An 18,755-nucleotide genomic window follows, 5' to 3' on the forward strand; every position below is an offset into this window, starting at 1 on the left:
GGAAGTATAATCCAGAAAGTTTTCTGCTACAAATTAGATATTATATTTCTCACTAGAGCGTGAGGTTGGACAAATATTTTCGTGCGCCTCTTCGCGCCGCTCCTTGCCGGTCAAGTTCCCAAACCGGAAGGGGCGGCTGGAAGCCGCCCCCCGGAAAGGTTCAAGGCATGCACGCGCACTGCCCTGGGGATGGTGATCAGACCGCCTGCGGCAGCCCGTGGATGTAGCCGACGCCGCCGCTGCGGCGGTTGCGGTAGGCATCGTCGATCAGGGAGGCGACGCTGTCCTTGACCTTGTCGTGCAGGCCCTTCTCCCAGTCACCGGGGTGCTGGAAATTGCTCATGATGTAGGAGAAGCCGTTGACGTCGTCGACCGCCTGCAGGCCGGTCGATTCAGCCCCCGCCGGGCAGGACAGCAGGCGGGCCAGCTGCTTGGTCTCGACGTTGTAGGCCCACAGGAAGTTGTTGACGTGGTTGCCGCTGTCCTCGCCGATGAACAGGGTGCGCAGCTTCTCGGAGAACTTCAGGTTGTCGGGGTTGGCGATCAGGTCGGCGTCGGCGGTGTTGCCGAGCGCGTCCGGCGTGGCGAGGTCGCGGCCGACCAGGGCGGGGACCGGGCTGAAATGCACCGGCACCCATTCGCTGGCGATGGCGGCGCCGGCGAGGTCGGTCTGGCCGCCCTTCATCGGCAGCTGATAGACGGCGCCGGCGTTGATCGCCTTCACCTTGATGCCGCTCTTGCCGTCGCTCATCGACTTGTAGATGTAGGACACCGCCATGTAGGCGGTCTTGTCCTTGGCGTTGACGGTGACGCCTTCCAGCTTCGACAGGGCCAGCGTGGCGCCCACGGTCGGGGCGTAGCGGTGGGTCTCCAGGAAGGCGGCGGCCTTCTCCATGCCCGGCTTGAACCTGACCCACTGGGTCTTGCCGTTGAAGCCGATGGCGGTGAAGGACGGGTCCTTCGGATCCTCCTTCTTCACCTCGACGATGTCGGCGGCCTTCAGGCTGTCGGCCAGCTTCTCGATCTCGGCGCTGGTGGCGTGGCCCAGCTTGACCCACTTCAGCGCGAAGGCGCCGCCCTTGTCGATGTCCTTGCCCTCTTCCTGCTCCATCCTGGCGGCATAGAGGGTGCCGGCCGACAGGTCCTTCGCCTGATCGGCGATGAACATGAACAGGCCGCCGTTGGTGGTGTCGTCGCCCATCAGCACGGTGCGCTCGTCCGGCATCACCTGCACCAGCTCGTGCGAGATGCGGCCCATGCAATAGTGCTTCTTGATCGTGCCGGTGCCGTCGGGGTTCACGAACACTTCCGGCATGTGGCCGTAATGATAGGGGTTGGCCTTGGTCTCGTCGCCGAACAGGTTCTTGCTGTAGGCGCGGAACTGGTCGTCCAGCGCGGTCGCGTCCGGCTCGTATTCCTCGCTCGACAGGTGGGTGTTCCAGGGCGACAGGCTGGCGCCGCAGGTAATCCACAGGCCGTGCGCCGGGCTGGTGTCGACGTTGTGGTACTGCACCAGCTTCAGCGCGCCGGTTTCCTTGTTCTGGTCCAGCGTCAGCACGGCGATCGGCGACGGCAGCTTGCCGTACATCGAGGCGTCCTTGGAATCGCGGCTCGCATATTCGAACTGGACGACGGCGAACAGGGTGTTGCCGGTGACGCCGGCCACCTTGGCGCCGGGGATCGGATTCAGCAGGTTGCAGCCGTCCGGGCAGTCGGAGAAGAACTGCGCCGGAGTCGCCATCGACCGGTCGAGGATCGGCTTGCCGTCGATGTCAGTATAGCCGCCGGCCAGGATCGTGCCGCCCTTGCCGTCCGGAACCATGTCGCCGGTGATGAACAGCGGCTGGTAGCCGAGAGCGAAGCTCTGCTTCGTGCCGTCGGCCCAGGTCACGACCATGCTGGATTCGACCACGGTCTTGGCCTGCGCCGCGGCGGTGGTGGGGGCGGCCATGCCGACGAACTCGACGGCGACCGGCGCGCCCTTGGCGGCGGCTGCTTCGGCGCCCGAGGCGAACAGCAGCTCCCCGGCGCCGATGCCGGCGACCGGCAGCAGCGGCAACCCGGCAAGGGCGCGGAGCACGGAGCGGCGCGACGTCTCAGGAAGATTGGCGGACGGATTGGTCATGGCTGGTGTCTCCCGAACCCTCATCAGGGCAAGCGGCTGGCATGAGCGGCGCCTTTGGGCCCGGAGGGGCCCGTTCGGCGCGGCCTTGTTCTTGGCGAGCGTCGGGAAGCTACAGCGGGGATGTTACAGTTTGACGGTCGCCTCCCATTCGATAGGGCGCGACCATCCATCGGTCAGCGCGCGCTGAGCATGCAGGTGCGGTCGGCCGGCATGGGCAGGACCACCGGCTTGCCGTCGGTCCCGGTGCCGCGCACCTCGCGTCCGGCCGGCTTTCCGGCGGCGGCGGGCCGATCGACGATTTCCGGGTCGGTGAGCTGTCCGGCGACGGTCCATTGCCGGGTCTGCGGATCCTGGCAGCGCAGCTCGTACCGCCCCTTCATCGGCTCGGCGGCGGCGGCCGGGGATGCGGCCAGGGATGCAAGGGCGCCGGTCAACAGAAGGGCGGCCTTCGGAATGGACAGGGCGAAGCGGGGCATCGAGCGTTTCCTCAGCGGGCTGTATCTGGTGATTGGGGGCGGGACAGCACCCGCGCGATGTCGGCCTGCCAGATCATGCTGACGAGCGCGATCTGGGTCAGCAGGTGCATCTCGCCGCGGCCGATGGCCTCCAGCAGTTTCGCCTGCGTCAGGAACAGGATCTCGGTGTCCTCCAGATCGTCGGAGATCGGGGCGGCGACCGGATCGGCGACGTGGCGGCAGCCGGTGGCATGGAACATGTGCGACCAGGCCCCGCCCTGGTTGGCGTTGACGATGTAGGCGCCGAGATCGGTCCAGCTCTCCGCCTCCATCCCCGTCTCCTCCATCAGCTCGCGCTTGGCCGCGGCCAGCGGTTCCTCGCCGGGGGACAGGTGGCCGCCGGGAAAGACCAACCCGACCTTGCGCGGGCCGTGGCGGTACTGGCGGTAGGTGACGATCCGGCCGTCCGCGGTCTCGGCGAAGATGCAGGCGAAGGAGGGCTGGTCGAACTGGTAATAGTCGTCGATCCGCCGCCCGTCCGGCAGTTCCACCGTCTCGACCCGCACCTTCAGGAAGGGATCGGCGTCCAGCAGATCCCGGCTGCCCAGCACGGTCCAGGGGCGGTGAAGGCGGTAGGGGCGGTGTGCGGGCATGGAAGGGCCTGTTCTGTGATGGGACCGCATTCCGCGGCAGGGCTATGCCGGGGAGAGGCCTACCAGCAGCCGTCGGTCTTCGTCCAGCCCTCCTCAGGGAGAGGGCAATGAGCTGCAGCCGCAAGGCAGGAATGAAGATTCTCAGACGCTGAACTAATTATTCTATTCATGCCCGACATCAATCAACAAAACAGGGAATTTCCTGCAAAACCATCACCTCATTCGTGTGTCGAATGAAACAAGTTGTGATCAGTTTTTACTGTCTATCCATTTGCATTGAGACACTTCAGCAAAATGCTTATCGGTTTGCGCTCCATTTCCATCGAGAGCCATGCAGACCGAGGCCAATTCCCCCATTCCGCGCCTGATCCATCAGACCTGGAAGACCCGCGACGTCCCGCCGGAACTCCAGGTCCTTCAGCGCAGTTGGACCGGGCGCAATCCCGGCTTCGTCTACCGGTTCTGGACCGACGACGACATCGGGCGCTTCGTGGCCGAGGAGCATCCGGAATTGCTGCCGGTCTTCCGCGGCTATGCCGACCCCATCGCGCGCATCGATCTGGCGCGCTACCTGATCCTGCGCCGCTTCGGCGGGGTCTATGCCGATCTCGACTTCGAATGCCTGCGCCCGATCGATGGATTGCTGGAGGGCCGGAGCTTCGTCGTCGGGCAGGAGCCGGAGGAGCATGGCCGGCTGGCGAAGGCGGCGGAGCGCGGGCTGCCGCGCATCCTCTGCCCGTCCTTCCTCGCCTCCGTCCCCGGCCATCCCTTCTGGGACCATCTGCTGGCCCGGCTGGTCGAGGCGCGGCATTGCGGGGATGTGCTGGACGCCACCGGCCCCTTCCTGCTGACCCGCGCCCACGCTGCCTATGAGGGGGCCCGGTATGAAGATGGGCCGGCCGCGGTGACGGTGCTGCCGCCGGAGCTGCTCTACCCCGTCACCAAGGACGATTGCTGGAGCGGCCGCCTGTTCGACCCGGTCTTCTGGGAGCGGGCGACGCGCGAAGCCTATGCCGTCCATTACTGGGAGGGGACATGGTTCCGCGGGGCGGCGGAGCGCGGCGCCGGGCTTGGCGCCGGGCCTGGCGCCGGATTGCCCCGGCAGGTCGCGGCGGTGGTGACCGACGGCCGGCCGGAAGGAGACCGTCCGACCCTGGCCCATTCACCCATCACCGGGGCGGAAGGGCAGCCGCTGATCTCCTGCCTGATGGTCACCAGGGGGCGGGGCGGGCTGCTGAAGTTCGCCATCGAGGGCTTTGCGCGCCAGACCTATCCCAACCGCGAGCTGGTCGTCGTCTGCGACAGCCCGGCGTTGCCGCAGGACGATCCGCTGGAGCGCGCCATCCGCGACGCGGAGTGCCCGAACATCCGCCTGATCCGGGTGGAGGTCGCCTCCCCATCCGGTTCCCAGCCCAGCAGCTTGACGCTGGGCGAGCTGCGCAACATCGCCGTCGACCAGGCGGCCGGCCGCTATGTCTGCCAGTGGGACGACGACGACCTCTACGACCCCTGCCGGCTGGAGATGCAGCAGCGGGTTCTGGCCGCCGCCGGCGCCCAGGCCTGTCTGCTCGGCCGCTGGATGATATGGTGGCCGGCGGAAGACCGGCTGGTGGTGTCCCCCGAACGGGACTGGGAAGGCTCGCTCCTGTGCGAGAAGGCGGCGATGCCCCGCTATCCCGCCCTTCGCCGCGGCGAGGACACGCCGGTGGTCAAGCAGCTGCGCCGCAGCGCCCGCGTCGTCCGCATGGACCTGCCGCGGCTCTACACCTACGTCATCCATGGCGGCAACACCTTCACCGCTCCCCATTTCGAGGTCCACTGGCAGACGGCCACCGCCCGTTTCGACGGCGGGCGCTGCCGGGCCGTGCTGGAGGAGATGGGCAAGCGCCTGCCGGTGGAGGCCTACCGCCGGGCCGTCGTGCCGGTGCCGGCCGTCCCCGTCCCGGCCACCGCCGCGGCGCGGCAGGACCGCGTGCTGGTGCTGACCCCGGTGAAGGACGCCGTCGCCCATCTGCCGCGCTACCTGGAACTGCTCGGCCGGCTCGACCATGATCCGTCCCGCCTGTCGCTGGGCTTCCTGGAGGGGGACAGCCGCGACGGGACCCATGACTGGCTGACCGCCCGGCTGCCGGAGCTGCGGGAGCGCTACCGCCGGGTGACCCTGCTGCGCCACGACCACGGCTTCCGGCCCGAGGGACCGCGCTGGGCGCCGGCGATCCAGCGGCGGCGGCGGGAGGTGCTGGCACGCTCGCGCAACCGGCTGCTGTCCGGCGCGCTGGGGGACGAGGACTGGGTTCTGTGGCTCGACGCCGATCTGGTCGATTACCCGCCGGACCTGGCGGCCCGGCTGCTCGCCGCCGGGCGCGACATCGTCGTCCCCCATTGTGTCCTGCCCGACGGGCGGACCTTCGACCTCAACAGCTTCCGGCTGGAGGGGGAGACGGAGGACCCGCGCCATCTGGCAGACGGCATCTTCCAGCCGCCGCGCGGCGCCGGACGGCGCTATCTGGGAGATTTTCCGGGAGAGGAGGCCGTGCCGCTGCACGGGGTGGGCGGTACGGCCTTGCTGGTGCGTGCGGACCTTCACCGCGAGGGGCTGTGTTTCCCACCCTACAGCCATCGCGGCTACATCGAGACGGAAGGGCTGGCGGCGATGGCGCGCGACATGGGCGTCACCGCCTGGGGTCTGCCGGGTCTGCGCATCGTCCATGCCGATCACTGACAGGCGAAGCATCATGCCGACCACCCAGCCTCCCGTCTCCGCCATCTCCGCCACCGCCGTTCCGGGGATCGCGGCCAGCATCGTCGTCTGCACCCATCGGCGGCCCGAGCTGCTCGGCGCCTGCCTGGACAGCCTGATCGGGCAGCGGGTGGGCGGCGGCTCTCCGGACCTTGTCCATGGAATTCCAGGGATCCATGAGATCCTGGTGATCGACAATTCCGCCCTGGCGGAGGGACGGCCGGTCGTCGAGAGCCGGCAAGCCGCCTTCGCCCTGCGGGGCGTGCCGTTGCGCCATGTCCTGGAGGAAAGGCCCGGCGTCAGCTTCGCCCGCAACCGCGGCGTGGCCGAGGCGGCCGGGGAACTGATCGTCTTCATCGACGACGACGAGCGGGCCTGCGACGGGTGGCTGGAGCGGCTGCTGGAGCCGTTCCACCGGCTGGGCGATGCCGTCGGCATCGTTGCCGGCGAGGTCGAGCCGGATTTCGGCGCGCTGCCAAGGCCCGGCTGGCTGGCCGACGACATGATGCATTTCTTCTCGTGCCGCTGGGGATGGGACAGCGAAGCCCGCTTCCTGCGCGAGAATGAGTGGTTCGGGGAAGGGAACTGCGCCTTCCGCAAGCGGCTGATGGACGGGCGGTGCTTTCCGACCGATCTCGGCCGCAAGGGGGACGGGCTGCTGACGAATGAAGGCATCGTCTTCATGCAGATGCGCAACGCCGGAGCCGCCACCTACTATGTGCCGGCCGCCACGGTGTCCCATTTCATCCATCCGGACCGGCTGAACCGACGCTGGCTGATGCGGCGGATGTTCCATCAGGGGGTGTCCAACCGCCTGACGCAACGGCGGTACGGGATGGAGGAGCAGCGTTGCGACTTCAACGTCAATCTGGCCGATCTGGCCGCCCTCGACGTCGAAGGTCTGGAGGGGGATGGCCTGCGGGCGGTGATCCGGCTGTATTACCAGCTCGGCTATGCCACGGCCGTGGCCATGAATTGAAGCCATGAATTGAAGCGGCCGGGCTCCGGTCCCGTTATGCTGCCGGGGCACGGTGTCGCCGTCCAGGCCGTTGTCCGAGGCTGTTGTCCGGAGCCAAGGGCGGACGGTCCTTTCAGGAAGCAGGGAAGCAGGGAGGCAGGGGAAAGCCGATGGCCATGACCGGTGTGGAACATCGCGTGCTGTATCGCGACCCGCGTTTCTACGCGTCCTTCCCGTCGCTGACGGCGGGGCGGGACGGTTCGGTGCTGCTGGCCTTCCGGCGGGCGCGCGACCATCGCTGGCTGCGCGGGGCTGCGTTCCGGGCGGGAGAGGCGGGGTTCAACCATGTCGACCATCTCGATTCCCGCTCCCAGACCGTCCTGCTGCGGCTCGGCCCCGATGCGGAACCGCTGGGGGAGGCAACCGCCCTGCCCCCCGACCCGCAGGCGGCCGATCAGGACGCCAGCCTGCTCAGCCTGCGCGACGGCCGCATCCTGCTGACCGGATTCCGCTGGTACCCGGTGCCGGCGGCCGACGGAGAGGCATTGCGCGCGCTGGGGTTCGGCTTGGCCGGAAGCCCGCAGAGGACCGGCGACCTCTACCTGTTCTGGGGCGGCTACAGCCGGCACAGCGACGATGGCGGTCACAGCTGGACCCCGCACCGCGACCTGCCCCCCCTGCCCGGCCATCCCGACATCGTGCCGGGCCAGCGGCCCTTCCATGGCGGGGCGGTGCGCGGCCGGGCGGTGGAGGCGCCGGACGGCACCATCCTGCAGACCGGCTACACCCACCACCCCTCCACCGGCACCTATGCCAGTCATCTCTTCGCCTCCACCGACCGAGGGGAAAGCTGGGTGCACCGGGCGATCATCGCCATCGATCCCGAGGCCAAGGCCGGCTTCTGCGAGACGGCGCTGCATCTGGACGCCGACGGCGTGCTGCACGCCTTCCACCGCACCACCGGGCTGGATGACCATCTGGCGACCTCGCGCTCCACCGACCTCGGCCACAGCTGGGAGCCGTGGCGGCGCCATGCGGTGGTCGGCCATCCTTATGACGCCTGCCCGCTGCCGGACGGCCGGCTGCTGCTGGTCGGCGGTTACCGCCATGCACCCTACGGCGTGCGCGCCCGCCTCTACGACCCGTGCTGCCAGCAGCCGGACGAGGTGCCGGACCTGGTGCTGCGCGACGACGGGCCGGCGCCGGATCTGGGCTATCCCTGGGCGGCGCCACTGCCGGACGGCCGCGCCATGGTCGCCTATTACATCTGCGACTCCACCGGCTCGCGCGGGATCGAGGCGACGCTGTTCCGGCCGTGATGGCGCTTGAGCCCTGCGACCCGCTGTGCCCTGGACCGGCCGGCGGGGCGCGGGCTACCCTTCGCCACCATGAAAAGCACTCCCGCCCCCTTCGTTCCGGCCAAGGCCGTCCCCGGCATCGTCCCCGCCGCCTACCACGACCCGGAGATCTTCCGGACGGAGGAGGAGCGGATCTTCCGACAAGCCTGGGTCTTTGCCGGCTTCACCGACGACCTTGCCCGGCCCAACGACTATCTGACCCGGCGGATCGGCGGGCTGGACGTGCTGGTGCAGAATTTCGACGGGGAACTGCGGGGCTTCCGCAATGTCTGCACCCACCGCTTCGCCATGATTCACCGGGCGCCGCGCGGCAACGGCATGCTGCGCTGCGGCTATCACGGCTGGACCTTCGACCGCGACGGCGTTCCCTACGGCATCCCCGGCAACGAGGCGAATTTCGGCCTCGACCGCGAGGGCCGTTGCGGCCGTGCCCTGACGCCGGTGGCGGTGGGGGTGTGCGGCCGCTTCGTCTTCCTGCGGGTGGCGGCGGAGGGGCCGGAGCTCGACGATTGGCTGGGCGTCTATGGCGACGTGCTGCGCCATGCCTCGGAAATCTTCGTCCGCCCCTTCGAGGAGCGGTCGATGGAATGGGCCGCCAACTGGAAGATGGGGGTGGAGAGCGTGCTGGAGGTCTACCACGCCGACCTCACCCACCCCACGACCTTCCGCAAGCTGGTGAAGGGTGACTGGCGCTGCGATTACGACGGCGCCCATTCCCGCGGCGTGACCGGCGTGTCGGACAAAAGCGCCCGCTGGTGGGACGGCGTGTCGGAACGGCTGGGCTTCCGCCCCAGCCCGCTTTTGCGCGAGTACGACCACCTGCACATCTTCCCCAACCTGGAGATCGGCTTCACCCGCGGCGCGGTGATGAGCGTCCAGACCTACGATCCGCTCGGCCCCGACCGCTGCACGCTGAACCTCCGCCTGTTCCTGGCCGATCCGGACGGCGATGCCGGCAGGGGCGGCTCCGCGGCCCGCCGCCTGATCGAGGAGGGCGCGCGGGATCTCAACGTCGCCCTGCTGCGCGAGGACCAGGAGGCGTCGGAACTGGCCTTCCGGGGCTGCCGCCAGACGGAGCGCCCCGCCCTGCTCGGCCTGAACGAGGAGCGCATCCAGCAGTTCCACGTGGTGTGGCGGGGGATGATGGGGGGCTGAGCCCCACGCTCGCGGTGACGCTCTCCTTCAGGAAGCCATCGGCCAGGCCGCACGCGACTTGGCCGATGATCTGCGTGCGTTCACATGATCGCACCCGGTGTCAGGATCATGCCGCACGGATGGCGGTCAGGAACTGTTCCACCTCTCCGCGCAACCGGTCAGCCTCATGCGACAGTTGGCCGGCCGCATCGAGCACGTCGCCGGCGGCGGAACCGGTCTCGGTGGCGGCGTGGCTGACATCGGCGATGTTGTTTGTCACCGCTTGGGTGCCGACCGCCGCTTGCTGGACATTCCGGGAGATCTCGGCCGTCGCGGCCCCCTGCTCTTCGATGGCGGCTGCAATGGTGGTGGCGATTTCACTCATCGTCGCGATGGTATGGCCGATTCCGGTGATGGATGCCGCGGCGTTGCTGGTTGCCGTCTGCATCGAAGCGATCTGAGCGGCGATCTCCTCCGTCGCCTTGGCGGTCTGGGTGGCAAGATTCTTCACCTCCGACGCCACGACGGCGAAGCCCTTGCCCATTTCACCGGCTCTCGCTGCCTCGATCGTGGCGTTCAGCGCCAGAAGATTCGTCTGGCTGGCGATGTTGGTGATGAGTTGGACGATCTCGCCGATACGGTTCGCCTGTTCGACCAGGCCGTTGACATGCTCGGTCGTCTGCTGCGCCTCTGCGACCGCCTGATCGGCGATGGCGGTGGAGCGCGACACCTGTCCGCTGATCTCGGCAATCGAGGCGGTCAGTTCCTCCGTTGCGGTGGCGACGGTCTGCACGTTGCTGGACGCTTGTTCGGCCGCGGTTGCGGTTGCGGCAGCCTGCCGGTTGGTGTAGGTCGCAGTGCTCGTCATGGCCTGGGCCGTGGACTCCAGCGCCCCGGCGGAGGTCGACACGGTGTGCAGGATGCCGGACACCGTCCTGTCGAAACCGTGCACGAGTGTCTCCACCATCCCGGCCCGACGCTCCTTGGCCCGACGCTCCTCGGCCTGCGCGGTTTCCAGACGATCGCGCTCCTGAGCATGCTCCTTGAAGACGACGAGTGCGCCGGCAAGCCTGCCGATCTCATCGCCGCGGCCGCGATACGGGACTTCGCCGGAGAGGTCGCCACCGGCAACCTGCAGCATTGCCTTGGAAATCTCATGAATGGGGACGGCAACCCGGCGATGGACGATGAGCGTGCCGGCGATGCCGAGCCCCAGAGCCAGCACCAGAAACGCGGCATTGATCGACAGTGCCGTGATCTCCTCGCTCTGATGCTGCGCCGCGCTAACGGCGATGGCATCGAGGGTGGCGTTGGCCACGGCGTCGAGGTCTCTCATCGAGCGGTCGGCCAACTCGTTCACGTCGTTCAGACGCATCGGTGGCTCCTGGCCTGCGGTAACCGCCGCCAGGACCGCCTCCCGGACTTTCAGGTAATCGGATATGTAGCTGCGCTCGGCTGCTGCAATTGCCGCCTTGACGGCTTCAGGAGTCGAGGGGCGCTGAGCCGCCTCACGCACCATGCGCCACGCCGCCTCGAACTGGCCACGGGCAAGAGCCATCCGGGAGCCGTCCTCCGAAGAAACTTTCTTTTGGAGCATCGCGCCATCGAACAGCACGCGCAGCGGTGTCGCGGCTTCACGGGCCGCCACGGCCGCGTCCTTCAGGCCGATCAGTTCGGAGAACAGGGGGTCGAGCGTGCGCATCGGTTCCAGGAGGGTCGTCGACGATCGGGCGAGCAGGTCAATGGCTCCCGTCGAACCGCCCATCCACTCGTCGACCAAATCCTTGCGGCGTTGGGCGACAGTGATCTTCAATGCCGCGTCCACCTCATTGCGCAGCCCATCGAGCCGGGCAATGGCGGCACGCACTTCGGCCGTACCCAGGCCGGAGGCGCACTCCACCGCACCACAGACGGTGGCGACGGCCTCGACAGCGACAGCCGAGGACTGCCGCAGACCCGGCAGCTTCGCCAGCATCGGCGCATCGGATCCCGGGGGCTGCAACAGCAACCGACGCGTTCCACCACGTTCGGAGCGGATCGCCTGCATCGCCGAGAAGATGGTCCGCGACGCCTCGGCCACGGTTTGAACGCTTCGGCTGCTCGACAGCGTGCGGAAAGATGACACGGTGTCCATGCTAACGATCAGCACTAGAAATGCGACGACGCCGCCAAACAGCATCAGCAACGTCGCGGTTATGCTTAGACTATGTAGGCGCTTCATTGCATGAGGCTCCATGTCTTCGCAAAAATTAATATCCTTTCGTTCATTTGTGTCATAAGCAGAAATCACTGTCAAATATATCCATGTATTCAGTTAACTCTCTTAATTGATTAGTAAGAAACTCTTATGTTTATTTGGTAATAAACAAATTGATTTCCAGTGCACTTGTTTCGTGAACACGGAAACTTGCGATGCTCGGAGCGAGCCAATCTGACTCTATCGACGTCGATGGAAGCGCGGCGGACAGACATTCCTCGAGACTTCATCGCAAGCTCTGTCCAAAAGCCTTGCCGAATGGCAGATCTCCGGAATGAAGCAGGCATTCACCGAGTGATCGGAACGCGGGCGAAGGCAATTCAGGGCGTCGTCGGTCTGAGGCTTGGAGCCAGTCCAAGCTGGCCAGCGTGCGTTCGATGCGGTCGATCATGATCCGCAAGCGCGCCCGCACAGGTCTCGACTCGGCAAAAGATCAGGCTGGCCACCCAACGCTCATGGCCGACCAATGTCGCGAGACCGTCGCCATGCCGGCATCGAAGGACACCAGCCGCCGATCCTTCCCGGTTTCGTCGCTTGGCGTGCGGCTTTGAACAGAGTCTGCGATGAGTCTCCTACCGCCACTCCCGCCCGTCCATGTCCCGGTACACCCCGAACCGGCCGCGCACCATCAGCCAGTCCTCGGCCAGCATCTCGAAGATGTGCAGGTCGATCTCCCGGCCGTCCTTCACCACCTGGCGCTTCAGCACGCCGACCGGGCGGTAGCCGATCATCGGCTGGCCTTTCAGCAGGCGGGGGCTGTTGGTGCCCAGGATGTGGTTCACCACCTTGCGCAGCCCCATGGTGAAGAAGACGTGGTTCAGCATGTAGGCGAAGTTCAGCGGCGCCGCCCCCATCCGCCCTGCCCGCTCGCCCATCAGCACGCCGATGGTGGCGATCCGCCATTCCGGTTCGGTCACGGTGATGGAGACATGGCCGGCCGGCACGCCGTCGACGCAGAGGATGCGGTGGACATAGTCGTCGCGCTCTTTACTGCGCCGCAGCCACGCCTTCTGGCGCTCCACGTCGTAAGCCACGCTGGTCAGCATCTGGCCGGCGATGTCGGGCCGGGTGCGCCAGTCGAGCAGAAGCTGGGCGTGCTCCTCGGTCGGCTCGATGAAGGTCAGCGCGCCGCTCACGCCGTTTCCCCCAGCTGCCGCAGCATCGCCTGATGGAAGTCGAGGATGCGGCGCTCGCGCCGGCCGTAGATGCCGGTGATGTGGGGGAGGTCGGCGATGCCCGGCCGGCCCTGCTGCACCGCCTCGCAGACCGGGCAATCCTCGGCGATCACGGTGCTGGCGGAGTCGATCAGGTAGGTGGCGGTGGAGCGGTGGAAGGCCTGCTCGCGCGCCGTCGCCAGCCGGGTGGTGGGCAGGAACAGCTGCCACCGCAGGACTGCGGCGTCGGGGGCGACCGGGTCGACCCGGTGCGGAATGACCGTGGCCCCGTAGAAGGTCGCCAGATAGAAGTTCGGGAAGATGAAGGTGTGGCGGTAGAAGGGCTCCTCGGCGAAGCGGCGCATGCGCAGCTTGGCGTCCAGCTTCGCCCACCAGCCGGCGGTGCCGTCGGCCAGCAGCCAACGGGAATCGCTGTTGGCCCCGTGGCGTTCGGTGACGAGGTGGGTCTGCCAGTCTGGATGCACCGCGGGGTGGATGGTGTCGGGATGGACGGTGGAGCCGTGGAAATCGTCCATCGTGTTCTCGACCAGCGCCTTCCAATTGGCCTGGAACGCAATGCCGACCGGTGGCTGCGGGTTCAGGCAGTTGGCCGACATCATGGCCAGCCGCTCGCCATAGGGCGCCAGATGCTGGGCCAGGGTCGGCCCGCCGTCCCCGCCTTCCTTTGGCGCCACGCGGGCGAAGACCAGGGCGCCGCAGCGGTCGATCTCCAGGGGCCGCACCCGCTCCCCGTCGCGGCACACGCCCTCCATCGCCTCGCCGCCCATCGCCCCGCCCCGGCGCTGCAATTCGAAGCGCAGCCCGGCCATCTCGGCGGTCAGGACATCCGTGTCGTCGAACACGCCCATATAGAGCCAGCAGCGGCCGAAGACCCGCTCGCGCTCCCGGGCGAAGGCCTCGTCGGTCCAGAAATGGCTGTGGGGCAGGAAGGCGCCGTCCTCGGGGACGATGCTGTGGACGGGATGCGCGCTCATGCCGGCAGCTCCGCATCGGCGGTGATGGGATAAAGGGTGACGGTGCGGGAGAAGCGGCTGTCTGCGCCGGCTGGCGCGGCGCTGTGCAGCACCAGGGCGCCGTCCGGGGCCAGGTGGAGGCGCAGGTTGGCCGCCTCGATGCGCTCCCAATCATGGGCCGGCTCTGCCGCGTCGCCACGTCTTGGGAAGGCGTCGGACAGGGCGGCCAGCCGGGCGAAGGTGCCGCTTCCCAGTTCCTCCTCCAGCGATGGGCCTTCGGTCGCCACCCGGACGAAGACCAGCCGGCCGCAGCGGGCCAGCGAGGCCGGGTGCAGGGCCAGCCTTCGGCGCCCCTCGGCCTCCAGCTGGAAGTCGGTCGGGTTGAAGGGCAGCCCCACCGGCACGCCGTCGGCGTCGAAGCTCCAGCCGTGATAGGGGCAGCGCAAGGGACCGCAGCCCGCCGGCTCGCCATGGATCACGGCGAAGCGGTGGGTGCAGACGTTGCGGAAGGCAACCACCCGCCCCTTGATGTTCTGCGCCACAAGCGGCACCGCCCCCACCCGCGTGGTGACGAAGGCATTGGGCGTGGCGAGATCATCCTCCATGCAGAGGTGGAACCAGCGGTTTTCGGGGGAATCGTTCTGCATCGCGGGCCTCAGGCGGTGCGGCCGCCGTCCACCGTGACGATGGACCCGGTCATCCAGCGGCTGGTGTCGGCGAGCAGATAGGCGATCATGTGGGCGATGTCGTCGGGGTGGCCGAAGCCCAGCGGCTGCAGCGTGCGCAGATGCTCGTACTGCTCGGCGGTCAGCTTCTGCTTGCCGCGCTCGATCAGCTCGGTCTCGACGATGGAGGGAACCACGCAGTTGACGCGGATGCCGTCGCTCAGCAACTCCACCGCCAGCCCCTTGGTGGCGGCGATGATGCCGCCCTTGCTGGCGGCATAGACGACGTTGCCCGGCGAGGCCGCCGTGGCGGCGGTGGAGGAGATCAGCGCCATCGCCGCCCGTTCGGCATGGCAGCCCTTCTGCCGCAGCCCGCGGGCGAGCGCGAGCGCGCTGCCCAGATTGGCCCGCATCACCTCGTCGAAGAAGGCGGCGGAGAAGATGCGGATCGGCCGCAGCGTCTGGATGCCGGCGCAGTGGGCGATCCCGTCGAAGGGCGCTTCTTCCGATCCTGCTGGGGCGCACAGCCCCTTCACCCAGCCCGGCACCGCTTCCAGATCCGACAGGTCGAAGGGGGCGATGGCGTGGTCATCGCCCTCCAGACGGTCGGCGGTTTCGGCCAGCCGCTCCTCGTCGCGGCCGTTCAGCACCAGCCTTGCGCCCAGCTTCGCCAGCACCACCGCCGTCGCCCGGCCGATCCCGGCCGACGCCCCGGTCACCAGGATGCGGCGTCCGGTCAGGTCCATGGGATTGTAGGCGGCCGGGTTGTAGGCGGCTGTCATGGCGGGAAAATCCAGGTTGGTGGCATATCGGGACGCGGACCATAGCACAGGCGCGACATGCTCCCGGCTGCGGCTTTTTCGATGGATGGCGGATGGTGCCTGGCCGGAGGTGCCGTCTGCTGCAATTGTCCGCAATCAACCTTCCGGAAACCAATCCGGCGCCACTGTGCGCTATGGTTTGGGCTATGGTGCCGGCCACCGATTTCCGAAGAGGCCCCCGCCAGGCCCTTGAATACGCGAAGGACAGGACAGCCATGAAAGCCATCATCGACGGCATCCGGATCGCCGGCCTGCGCGCGGTGGTGCCGCCCCAGCGCCATTCCTTCGTCGAGGATCCCGGCATGTTCACGGTGGAGGAGGCGAAGAAGCTGGCCGCCACCATCGGCGTGCAGGAGCGCCGCGTGCTGCCGCCGCCCTATTGCGCGTCGGACCTCTGCGTCGCCGCGGCGGAAGGGCTGATGCAGCAGCTGGGCTGGGACCCGGCGACGGTGGAGGTGCTGGTCTTCGTCTCGCAGGACGCCGACTACGTGCTGCCGGCGACCGCCTGCATCATGCAGCACCGGCTGGGGCTGCCGACCAGTGCGGCGGCCTTCGACGTGCCGCTGGGCTGCTCGGGCTATGTCTATGGCCTGTGGATCGCGGCGAAGCTGCTGGGGGGATCGACGGCCAAGCGGGCACTGGTCCTGTGCGGCGACAACCCGACCCGCCACCTGCACCCCGAAGACCGCGCCACCCTGCCGCTGTTCGGCGATGCCGGATCGGCCACCGCCCTGGAGGTGGATGCCGCCGCTCCGCCGATTCCGGTGGTGATCGGCACCGACGGCGCCGGCGCCCCGCACATCTTCGTCAAGGCCGGCGGCAAGCGCCATTGCCTGATCCCGCCGGTCGGCACCGCCGGCCGGATCGCCGACGAGGAGACCGCCGCCCAGCTGGAGCGCGACTCCCGCCTGACGCTGAACGGGGCGGAGGTGTTCTCCTTCACGCTGCGCGCCGTGCCGCCGCTGCTGCGCGAGGCGATGGAGCATGCCGGCACCGATGTTGACGGCATCGACCGCTTTGTCCTGCACCAGGCCAACGCCTTCATGCTGGAGCATCTGCGCAAGCGCATCAAGGCGCCGGCCGACCGCTTCGTCATCGACATGCAGGGCTTCGGCAACACCAGCTCCGCCTCCATCCCGCTGGCGATCTGCCACAGCATGGGGGGGCAGCTGGAGGCCGGGCCGGTGAAGACGCTGATGGCCGGATTCGGGGTGGGCTGGTCCTGGGGGGCGATGGTGGCGGAGCTGGGCCCGATGCCGGAGCCGCAGGTGGTGGATTTGCCGGAAGGCTATCCGGTGCTGGGGGTGTGAAGACCGAAGAAAACTTGCGAGGGAGAACCTTTTCATGTCGGGAAACGCCACTTATACTTCGCCGCAAGTTGAATCAGAGGATTGCCAATTGACTGGGAATTGGGACGAGGACCGAGAATTTGCCCGTGAAGTTCGGGCTCAGGCCGCCGCTATGGCGGCCGACGCCGATTTCGGTGCCCGTGCCCAGAACGTCCTGCTTCGGTCCTTCGATTACGACAGCAGCTACCAGTGGCGGTGGCTCGGCATGCCGTTCATCCAGTTGCCTCCCGACGTGATGGCGCTGCAGGAGATCATCTGGAACTGTCGTCCGACCGTGATCATCGAAACCGGTGTGGCACGCGGCGGTTCGCTGATCTTCTATGCGTCCATGATGCGCCTTCTGGGTGGTGGCCGGGTCGTCGGGGTGGAGGTCGCATTGCGTCCCGAGAACCGCAAACGTTTGGCCGAGCATCCGTTCGGTGCGGATCTCGAGATCGTCGACGGGTCGTCGACCGATCCGGAGGTGATTGCACGGCTGCGCGACCGGCTCGCTCCGGACGACCGGGTCATGGTGGTCCTCGACAGCAACCACTCGCACGACCATGTCCTGGCCGAACTCCGTCTGTACGCCCCGCTCGTTACGCCTGGGCAGTATCTGGTGGTGTGCGACACCATCGCCGACCATATCGTTCCGCCCCCCCGCAGGCCCCGCCCCTGGGGGCCGGGCAACAGCCCGCTGACCGCCCGGGACGCGTTTCTTGCGGAATGTCGGGACTTCGTCGTCGACAGCGAAATCGACGACAAACTGGTCATGACGTCCAACCGCGGAGGCTATCTCCGGCGCCCGATGCCGACGGACTGATCGGCGTCATGAGCCATGCTCCGGTTTCCTTTCCCGCTCCCGCCGACGTTCACTTGCTTTTCCACCCGCCGTTTCCAGACGCCGACAGCCTGCACCGGTGCTTCATCGAGCTTGCCTGGCACTATCGCGGGGTCAGCGCGCTCGTGTCCTCCGTTACCTTTTCCTGTGTCTTCCAGCCCGCTCTGCAGTTCGTCGATACTCTGACGGATGGTGGCGCACCGATCGACGATGCTACGGACCCGGCGGTTCTTGACCTGCTCGGCCGCTGGCGCGGCAAGCTGCATGTGCATCATCGCAATGAGGTGCCTTTGCCACCCGGTCCACGGCAGGTTCTGGTCTGGAAGCCCGACCCCGGTACGGTCCGGGAAGGAGAGGGGCTGTCAAACGGCGGCCGCTGTATTGCCCTGGAACCCGCCCCCGTTCGGAATGGCGGGGGGGGCCGGCCGGAACCCGGTTTCCCGGCCACCGCCGATTTCCTTCTGGCGGCTTGGCAGGCCGATCCCGGCCGCATCCGCCATGTCCGGCGATCCCAATCGCGTTTCGAGGCGATGTGCCGACGCTTCGGCCGGGGGCGTGAGGTCTTTCTCGTGGGGCTGGGACCGTCGATCGATCAGGCCGCTTTCCCGCCTGCGGGAAGCGTGACGATCGTATGCAACAACATCGTCTTCAAGACCGGCTTTTTGCGGGCTCTGCGCCCGGACATCCTCGTGGTCTACGATGACGACCTCCTGGGGCTTCGTTCCTGGACCGCGCGCTTCCGGCGCGCCCTTGCCGATACCATGGCGCAGTTCGAGGATTTGATCCTGGTAACGCCGGTTGCCTATGTTCCTTTCCTTGAGGATTTGCTGCCGGAAACGCAGCACCGCCGCTTGCTCGGCATTCCTTTCACGATGGAGCGGCGGGTCGATGGCGACCTGTCGAAGGAATATTGGCTCAATTCCACCAACAACGTGCTGACGACGCTGATGCTGCCGCTTGCCCGGCTGTTCGCCTCCGGCGGTGGCGCGATCAACCTGATGGGCTGTGACGGACGTCCTTGGGATGCCGATGCGCTGGATTGGGCCCATGCCGGCGGGACCGAAAACCAGAGCCGGCGCGACTGGGAGCGTCAGGCCAATCTGGTCTTCCTGCCTTACGACCAGCGCGAAGTCATGCTGCATTATCTGTGGCTGGATCGGCAGGTTGCGGCCCTGGAGCAAAGCGGCATTCCGGTTCGAAGCCTCACCCCCAGCCACATCCCCTGCCTAGCATCGCGTTTCCATCATGGATGAGCCTCTGCCTCTTCTGCGGGACGGTCCTGCCCTTTGGCT

The 18,755-nt window shown here is 67.4% G+C and carries 16 protein-coding genes; 8 read left to right on the top strand and 8 right to left on the bottom strand.

Annotation, left to right across the window (positions count from 1 at the left end; all coding sequences use genetic code 11):
* Positions 1-196: 196 nt before the first annotated feature.
* From FZ983_RS19845 to FZ983_RS19855, 3 genes are all read right to left on the bottom strand, one after another.
* Positions 197-2,125, bottom strand: a complete 1,929-nt coding sequence (locus FZ983_RS19845) for an alkaline phosphatase PhoX (protein WP_247883854.1) — start codon at positions 2,123-2,125, stop codon at positions 197-199.
* A 173-nt stretch (positions 2,126-2,298) separates the two neighbouring features.
* The gene (locus tag FZ983_RS19850; RefSeq protein WP_149225241.1) at positions 2,299-2,601 is read right to left on the bottom strand and encodes a hypothetical protein; all 303 of its coding nucleotides are present in this window, start codon (positions 2,599-2,601) and stop codon (positions 2,299-2,301) included.
* An 11-nt stretch (positions 2,602-2,612) separates the two neighbouring features.
* Positions 2,613-3,233 (bottom strand): NUDIX hydrolase, encoded by a 621-nt coding sequence (locus FZ983_RS19855; RefSeq protein ID WP_149225242.1) that lies wholly within the window; start codon positions 3,231-3,233, stop codon positions 2,613-2,615.
* Positions 3,234-3,564: 331 nt separating this feature from the next.
* Here FZ983_RS19855 and FZ983_RS19860 point away from each other — a divergent pair, with 331 nt between their 5' ends.
* From FZ983_RS19860 to FZ983_RS19875, 4 genes are all read left to right on the top strand, one after another.
* A complete protein-coding gene (locus tag FZ983_RS19860; protein ID WP_149225243.1) occupies positions 3,565-5,955 on the top strand; it encodes a glycosyltransferase in 2,391 nt (796 codons plus the stop codon).
* A 13-nt stretch (positions 5,956-5,968) separates the two neighbouring features.
* Positions 5,969-6,952 (top strand): glycosyltransferase family A protein, encoded by a 984-nt coding sequence (locus FZ983_RS19865; protein WP_149225244.1) that lies wholly within the window; start codon positions 5,969-5,971, stop codon positions 6,950-6,952.
* A 149-nt stretch (positions 6,953-7,101) separates the two neighbouring features.
* Positions 7,102-8,250 carry a sialidase family protein gene (locus tag FZ983_RS19870; RefSeq protein WP_149225245.1) on the top strand — a complete coding sequence of 383 codons (1,149 nt, stop codon included), beginning with the start codon at positions 7,102-7,104 and terminating at the stop codon, positions 8,248-8,250.
* A 6-nt stretch (positions 8,251-8,256) separates the two neighbouring features.
* The gene (locus FZ983_RS19875; protein ID WP_247883855.1) at positions 8,257-9,444 is read left to right on the top strand and encodes an SRPBCC family protein; all 1,188 of its coding nucleotides are present in this window, start codon (positions 8,257-8,259) and stop codon (positions 9,442-9,444) included.
* A 106-nt stretch (positions 9,445-9,550) separates the two neighbouring features.
* On the opposite strand, the gene FZ983_RS19880 is transcribed toward FZ983_RS19875, so the two are convergent.
* Positions 9,551-11,644, bottom strand: a complete 2,094-nt coding sequence (locus FZ983_RS19880; protein WP_247883856.1) for a methyl-accepting chemotaxis protein — start codon at positions 11,642-11,644, stop codon at positions 9,551-9,553.
* 425 nt (positions 11,645-12,069) lie between these two features.
* Between FZ983_RS19880 and FZ983_RS34190 the strand changes: the two genes are divergently transcribed.
* Positions 12,070-12,231, top strand: coding sequence for a hypothetical protein (locus FZ983_RS34190; protein WP_188092419.1), 162 nt, complete (start codon positions 12,070-12,072; stop codon positions 12,229-12,231).
* Positions 12,232-12,252: 21 nt separating this feature from the next.
* On the opposite strand, the gene FZ983_RS19885 is transcribed toward FZ983_RS34190, so the two are convergent.
* The 4 genes from FZ983_RS19885 to FZ983_RS19900 are packed head-to-tail and all read right to left on the bottom strand — an operon-like array spanning position 12,253 to position 15,255.
* Complete coding sequence (locus FZ983_RS19885) at positions 12,253-12,816, bottom strand: GNAT family N-acetyltransferase (RefSeq protein WP_149225246.1); 564 nt, start codon at positions 12,814-12,816, stop codon at positions 12,253-12,255.
* Entirely contained in the window at positions 12,813-13,829 is a 1,017-nt protein-coding gene (locus FZ983_RS19890; RefSeq protein WP_149225247.1) for an RHO alpha subunit C-terminal catalytic domain-containing protein, read from the bottom strand. Before FZ983_RS19890 ends, FZ983_RS19885 begins: the two co-directional genes overlap by 4 nt.
* A complete protein-coding gene (locus FZ983_RS19895; RefSeq protein WP_149225248.1) occupies positions 13,826-14,455 on the bottom strand; it encodes a Rieske 2Fe-2S domain-containing protein in 630 nt (209 codons plus the stop codon). Before FZ983_RS19895 ends, FZ983_RS19890 begins: the two co-directional genes overlap by 4 nt.
* 8 nt (positions 14,456-14,463) lie before the next feature.
* On the bottom strand, positions 14,464-15,255 hold the full coding sequence (locus FZ983_RS19900; RefSeq protein WP_149225249.1) for an SDR family NAD(P)-dependent oxidoreductase: 792 nt from the start codon (positions 15,253-15,255) through the stop codon (positions 14,464-14,466).
* 254 nt (positions 15,256-15,509) lie between these two features.
* Here FZ983_RS19900 and FZ983_RS19905 point away from each other — a divergent pair, with 254 nt between their 5' ends.
* The 3 genes from FZ983_RS19905 (at position 15,510) to FZ983_RS34795 (ending at position 18,716) form a co-directional block, all read left to right on the top strand.
* Positions 15,510-16,604, top strand: a complete 1,095-nt coding sequence (locus FZ983_RS19905; RefSeq protein WP_149225250.1) for a ketoacyl-ACP synthase III — start codon at positions 15,510-15,512, stop codon at positions 16,602-16,604.
* Positions 16,605-16,755: 151 nt separating this feature from the next.
* Complete coding sequence (locus FZ983_RS19910; RefSeq protein ID WP_149225251.1) at positions 16,756-17,445, top strand: CmcI family methyltransferase; 690 nt, start codon at positions 16,756-16,758, stop codon at positions 17,443-17,445.
* Positions 17,446-17,453: 8 nt separating this feature from the next.
* Positions 17,454-18,716 (top strand): hypothetical protein, encoded by a 1,263-nt coding sequence (locus FZ983_RS34795; RefSeq protein ID WP_247883857.1) that lies wholly within the window; start codon positions 17,454-17,456, stop codon positions 18,714-18,716.
* Positions 18,717-18,755: the final 39 nt, after the last annotated feature.

It is taken from the genome of Azospirillum sp. B21 (genome assembly GCF_008364825.1).
Taxonomy (GTDB): domain Bacteria; phylum Pseudomonadota; class Alphaproteobacteria; order Azospirillales; family Azospirillaceae; genus Azospirillum.

Bases quoted from the DNA above. Each gene is read 5' to 3' on its own strand.
- FZ983_RS19845 (WP_247883854.1), bottom strand. From the start codon at position 2,125: ATGACCAATCCGTCCGCCAATCTTCCTGAGACGTCGCGCCGCTCCGTG.
- FZ983_RS19850 (WP_149225241.1), bottom strand. From the start codon at position 2,601: ATGCCCCGCTTCGCCCTGTCCATTCCGAAGGCCGCCCTTCTGTTGACC.
- FZ983_RS19855 (WP_149225242.1), bottom strand. From the start codon at position 3,233: ATGCCCGCACACCGCCCCTACCGCCTTCACCGCCCCTGGACCGTGCTG.
- FZ983_RS19860 (WP_149225243.1), top strand. From the start codon at position 3,565: ATGCAGACCGAGGCCAATTCCCCCATTCCGCGCCTGATCCATCAGACC.
- FZ983_RS19865 (WP_149225244.1), top strand. From the start codon at position 5,969: ATGCCGACCACCCAGCCTCCCGTCTCCGCCATCTCCGCCACCGCCGTT.
- FZ983_RS19870 (WP_149225245.1), top strand. From the start codon at position 7,102: ATGGCCATGACCGGTGTGGAACATCGCGTGCTGTATCGCGACCCGCGT.
- FZ983_RS19880 (WP_247883856.1), bottom strand. From the start codon at position 11,644: ATGAAGCGCCTACATAGTCTAAGCATAACCGCGACGTTGCTGATGCTG.
- FZ983_RS34190 (WP_188092419.1), top strand. From the start codon at position 12,070: ATGATCCGCAAGCGCGCCCGCACAGGTCTCGACTCGGCAAAAGATCAG.
- FZ983_RS19890 (WP_149225247.1), bottom strand. From the start codon at position 13,829: ATGAGCGCGCATCCCGTCCACAGCATCGTCCCCGAGGACGGCGCCTTC.
- FZ983_RS19895 (WP_149225248.1), bottom strand. From the start codon at position 14,455: ATGCAGAACGATTCCCCCGAAAACCGCTGGTTCCACCTCTGCATGGAG.
- FZ983_RS19900 (WP_149225249.1), bottom strand. From the start codon at position 15,255: ATGACAGCCGCCTACAACCCGGCCGCCTACAATCCCATGGACCTGACC.
- FZ983_RS19905 (WP_149225250.1), top strand. From the start codon at position 15,510: ATGAAAGCCATCATCGACGGCATCCGGATCGCCGGCCTGCGCGCGGTG.
- FZ983_RS19910 (WP_149225251.1), top strand. From the start codon at position 16,756: ATGGCGGCCGACGCCGATTTCGGTGCCCGTGCCCAGAACGTCCTGCTT.
- FZ983_RS34795 (WP_247883857.1), top strand. From the start codon at position 17,454: ATGAGCCATGCTCCGGTTTCCTTTCCCGCTCCCGCCGACGTTCACTTG.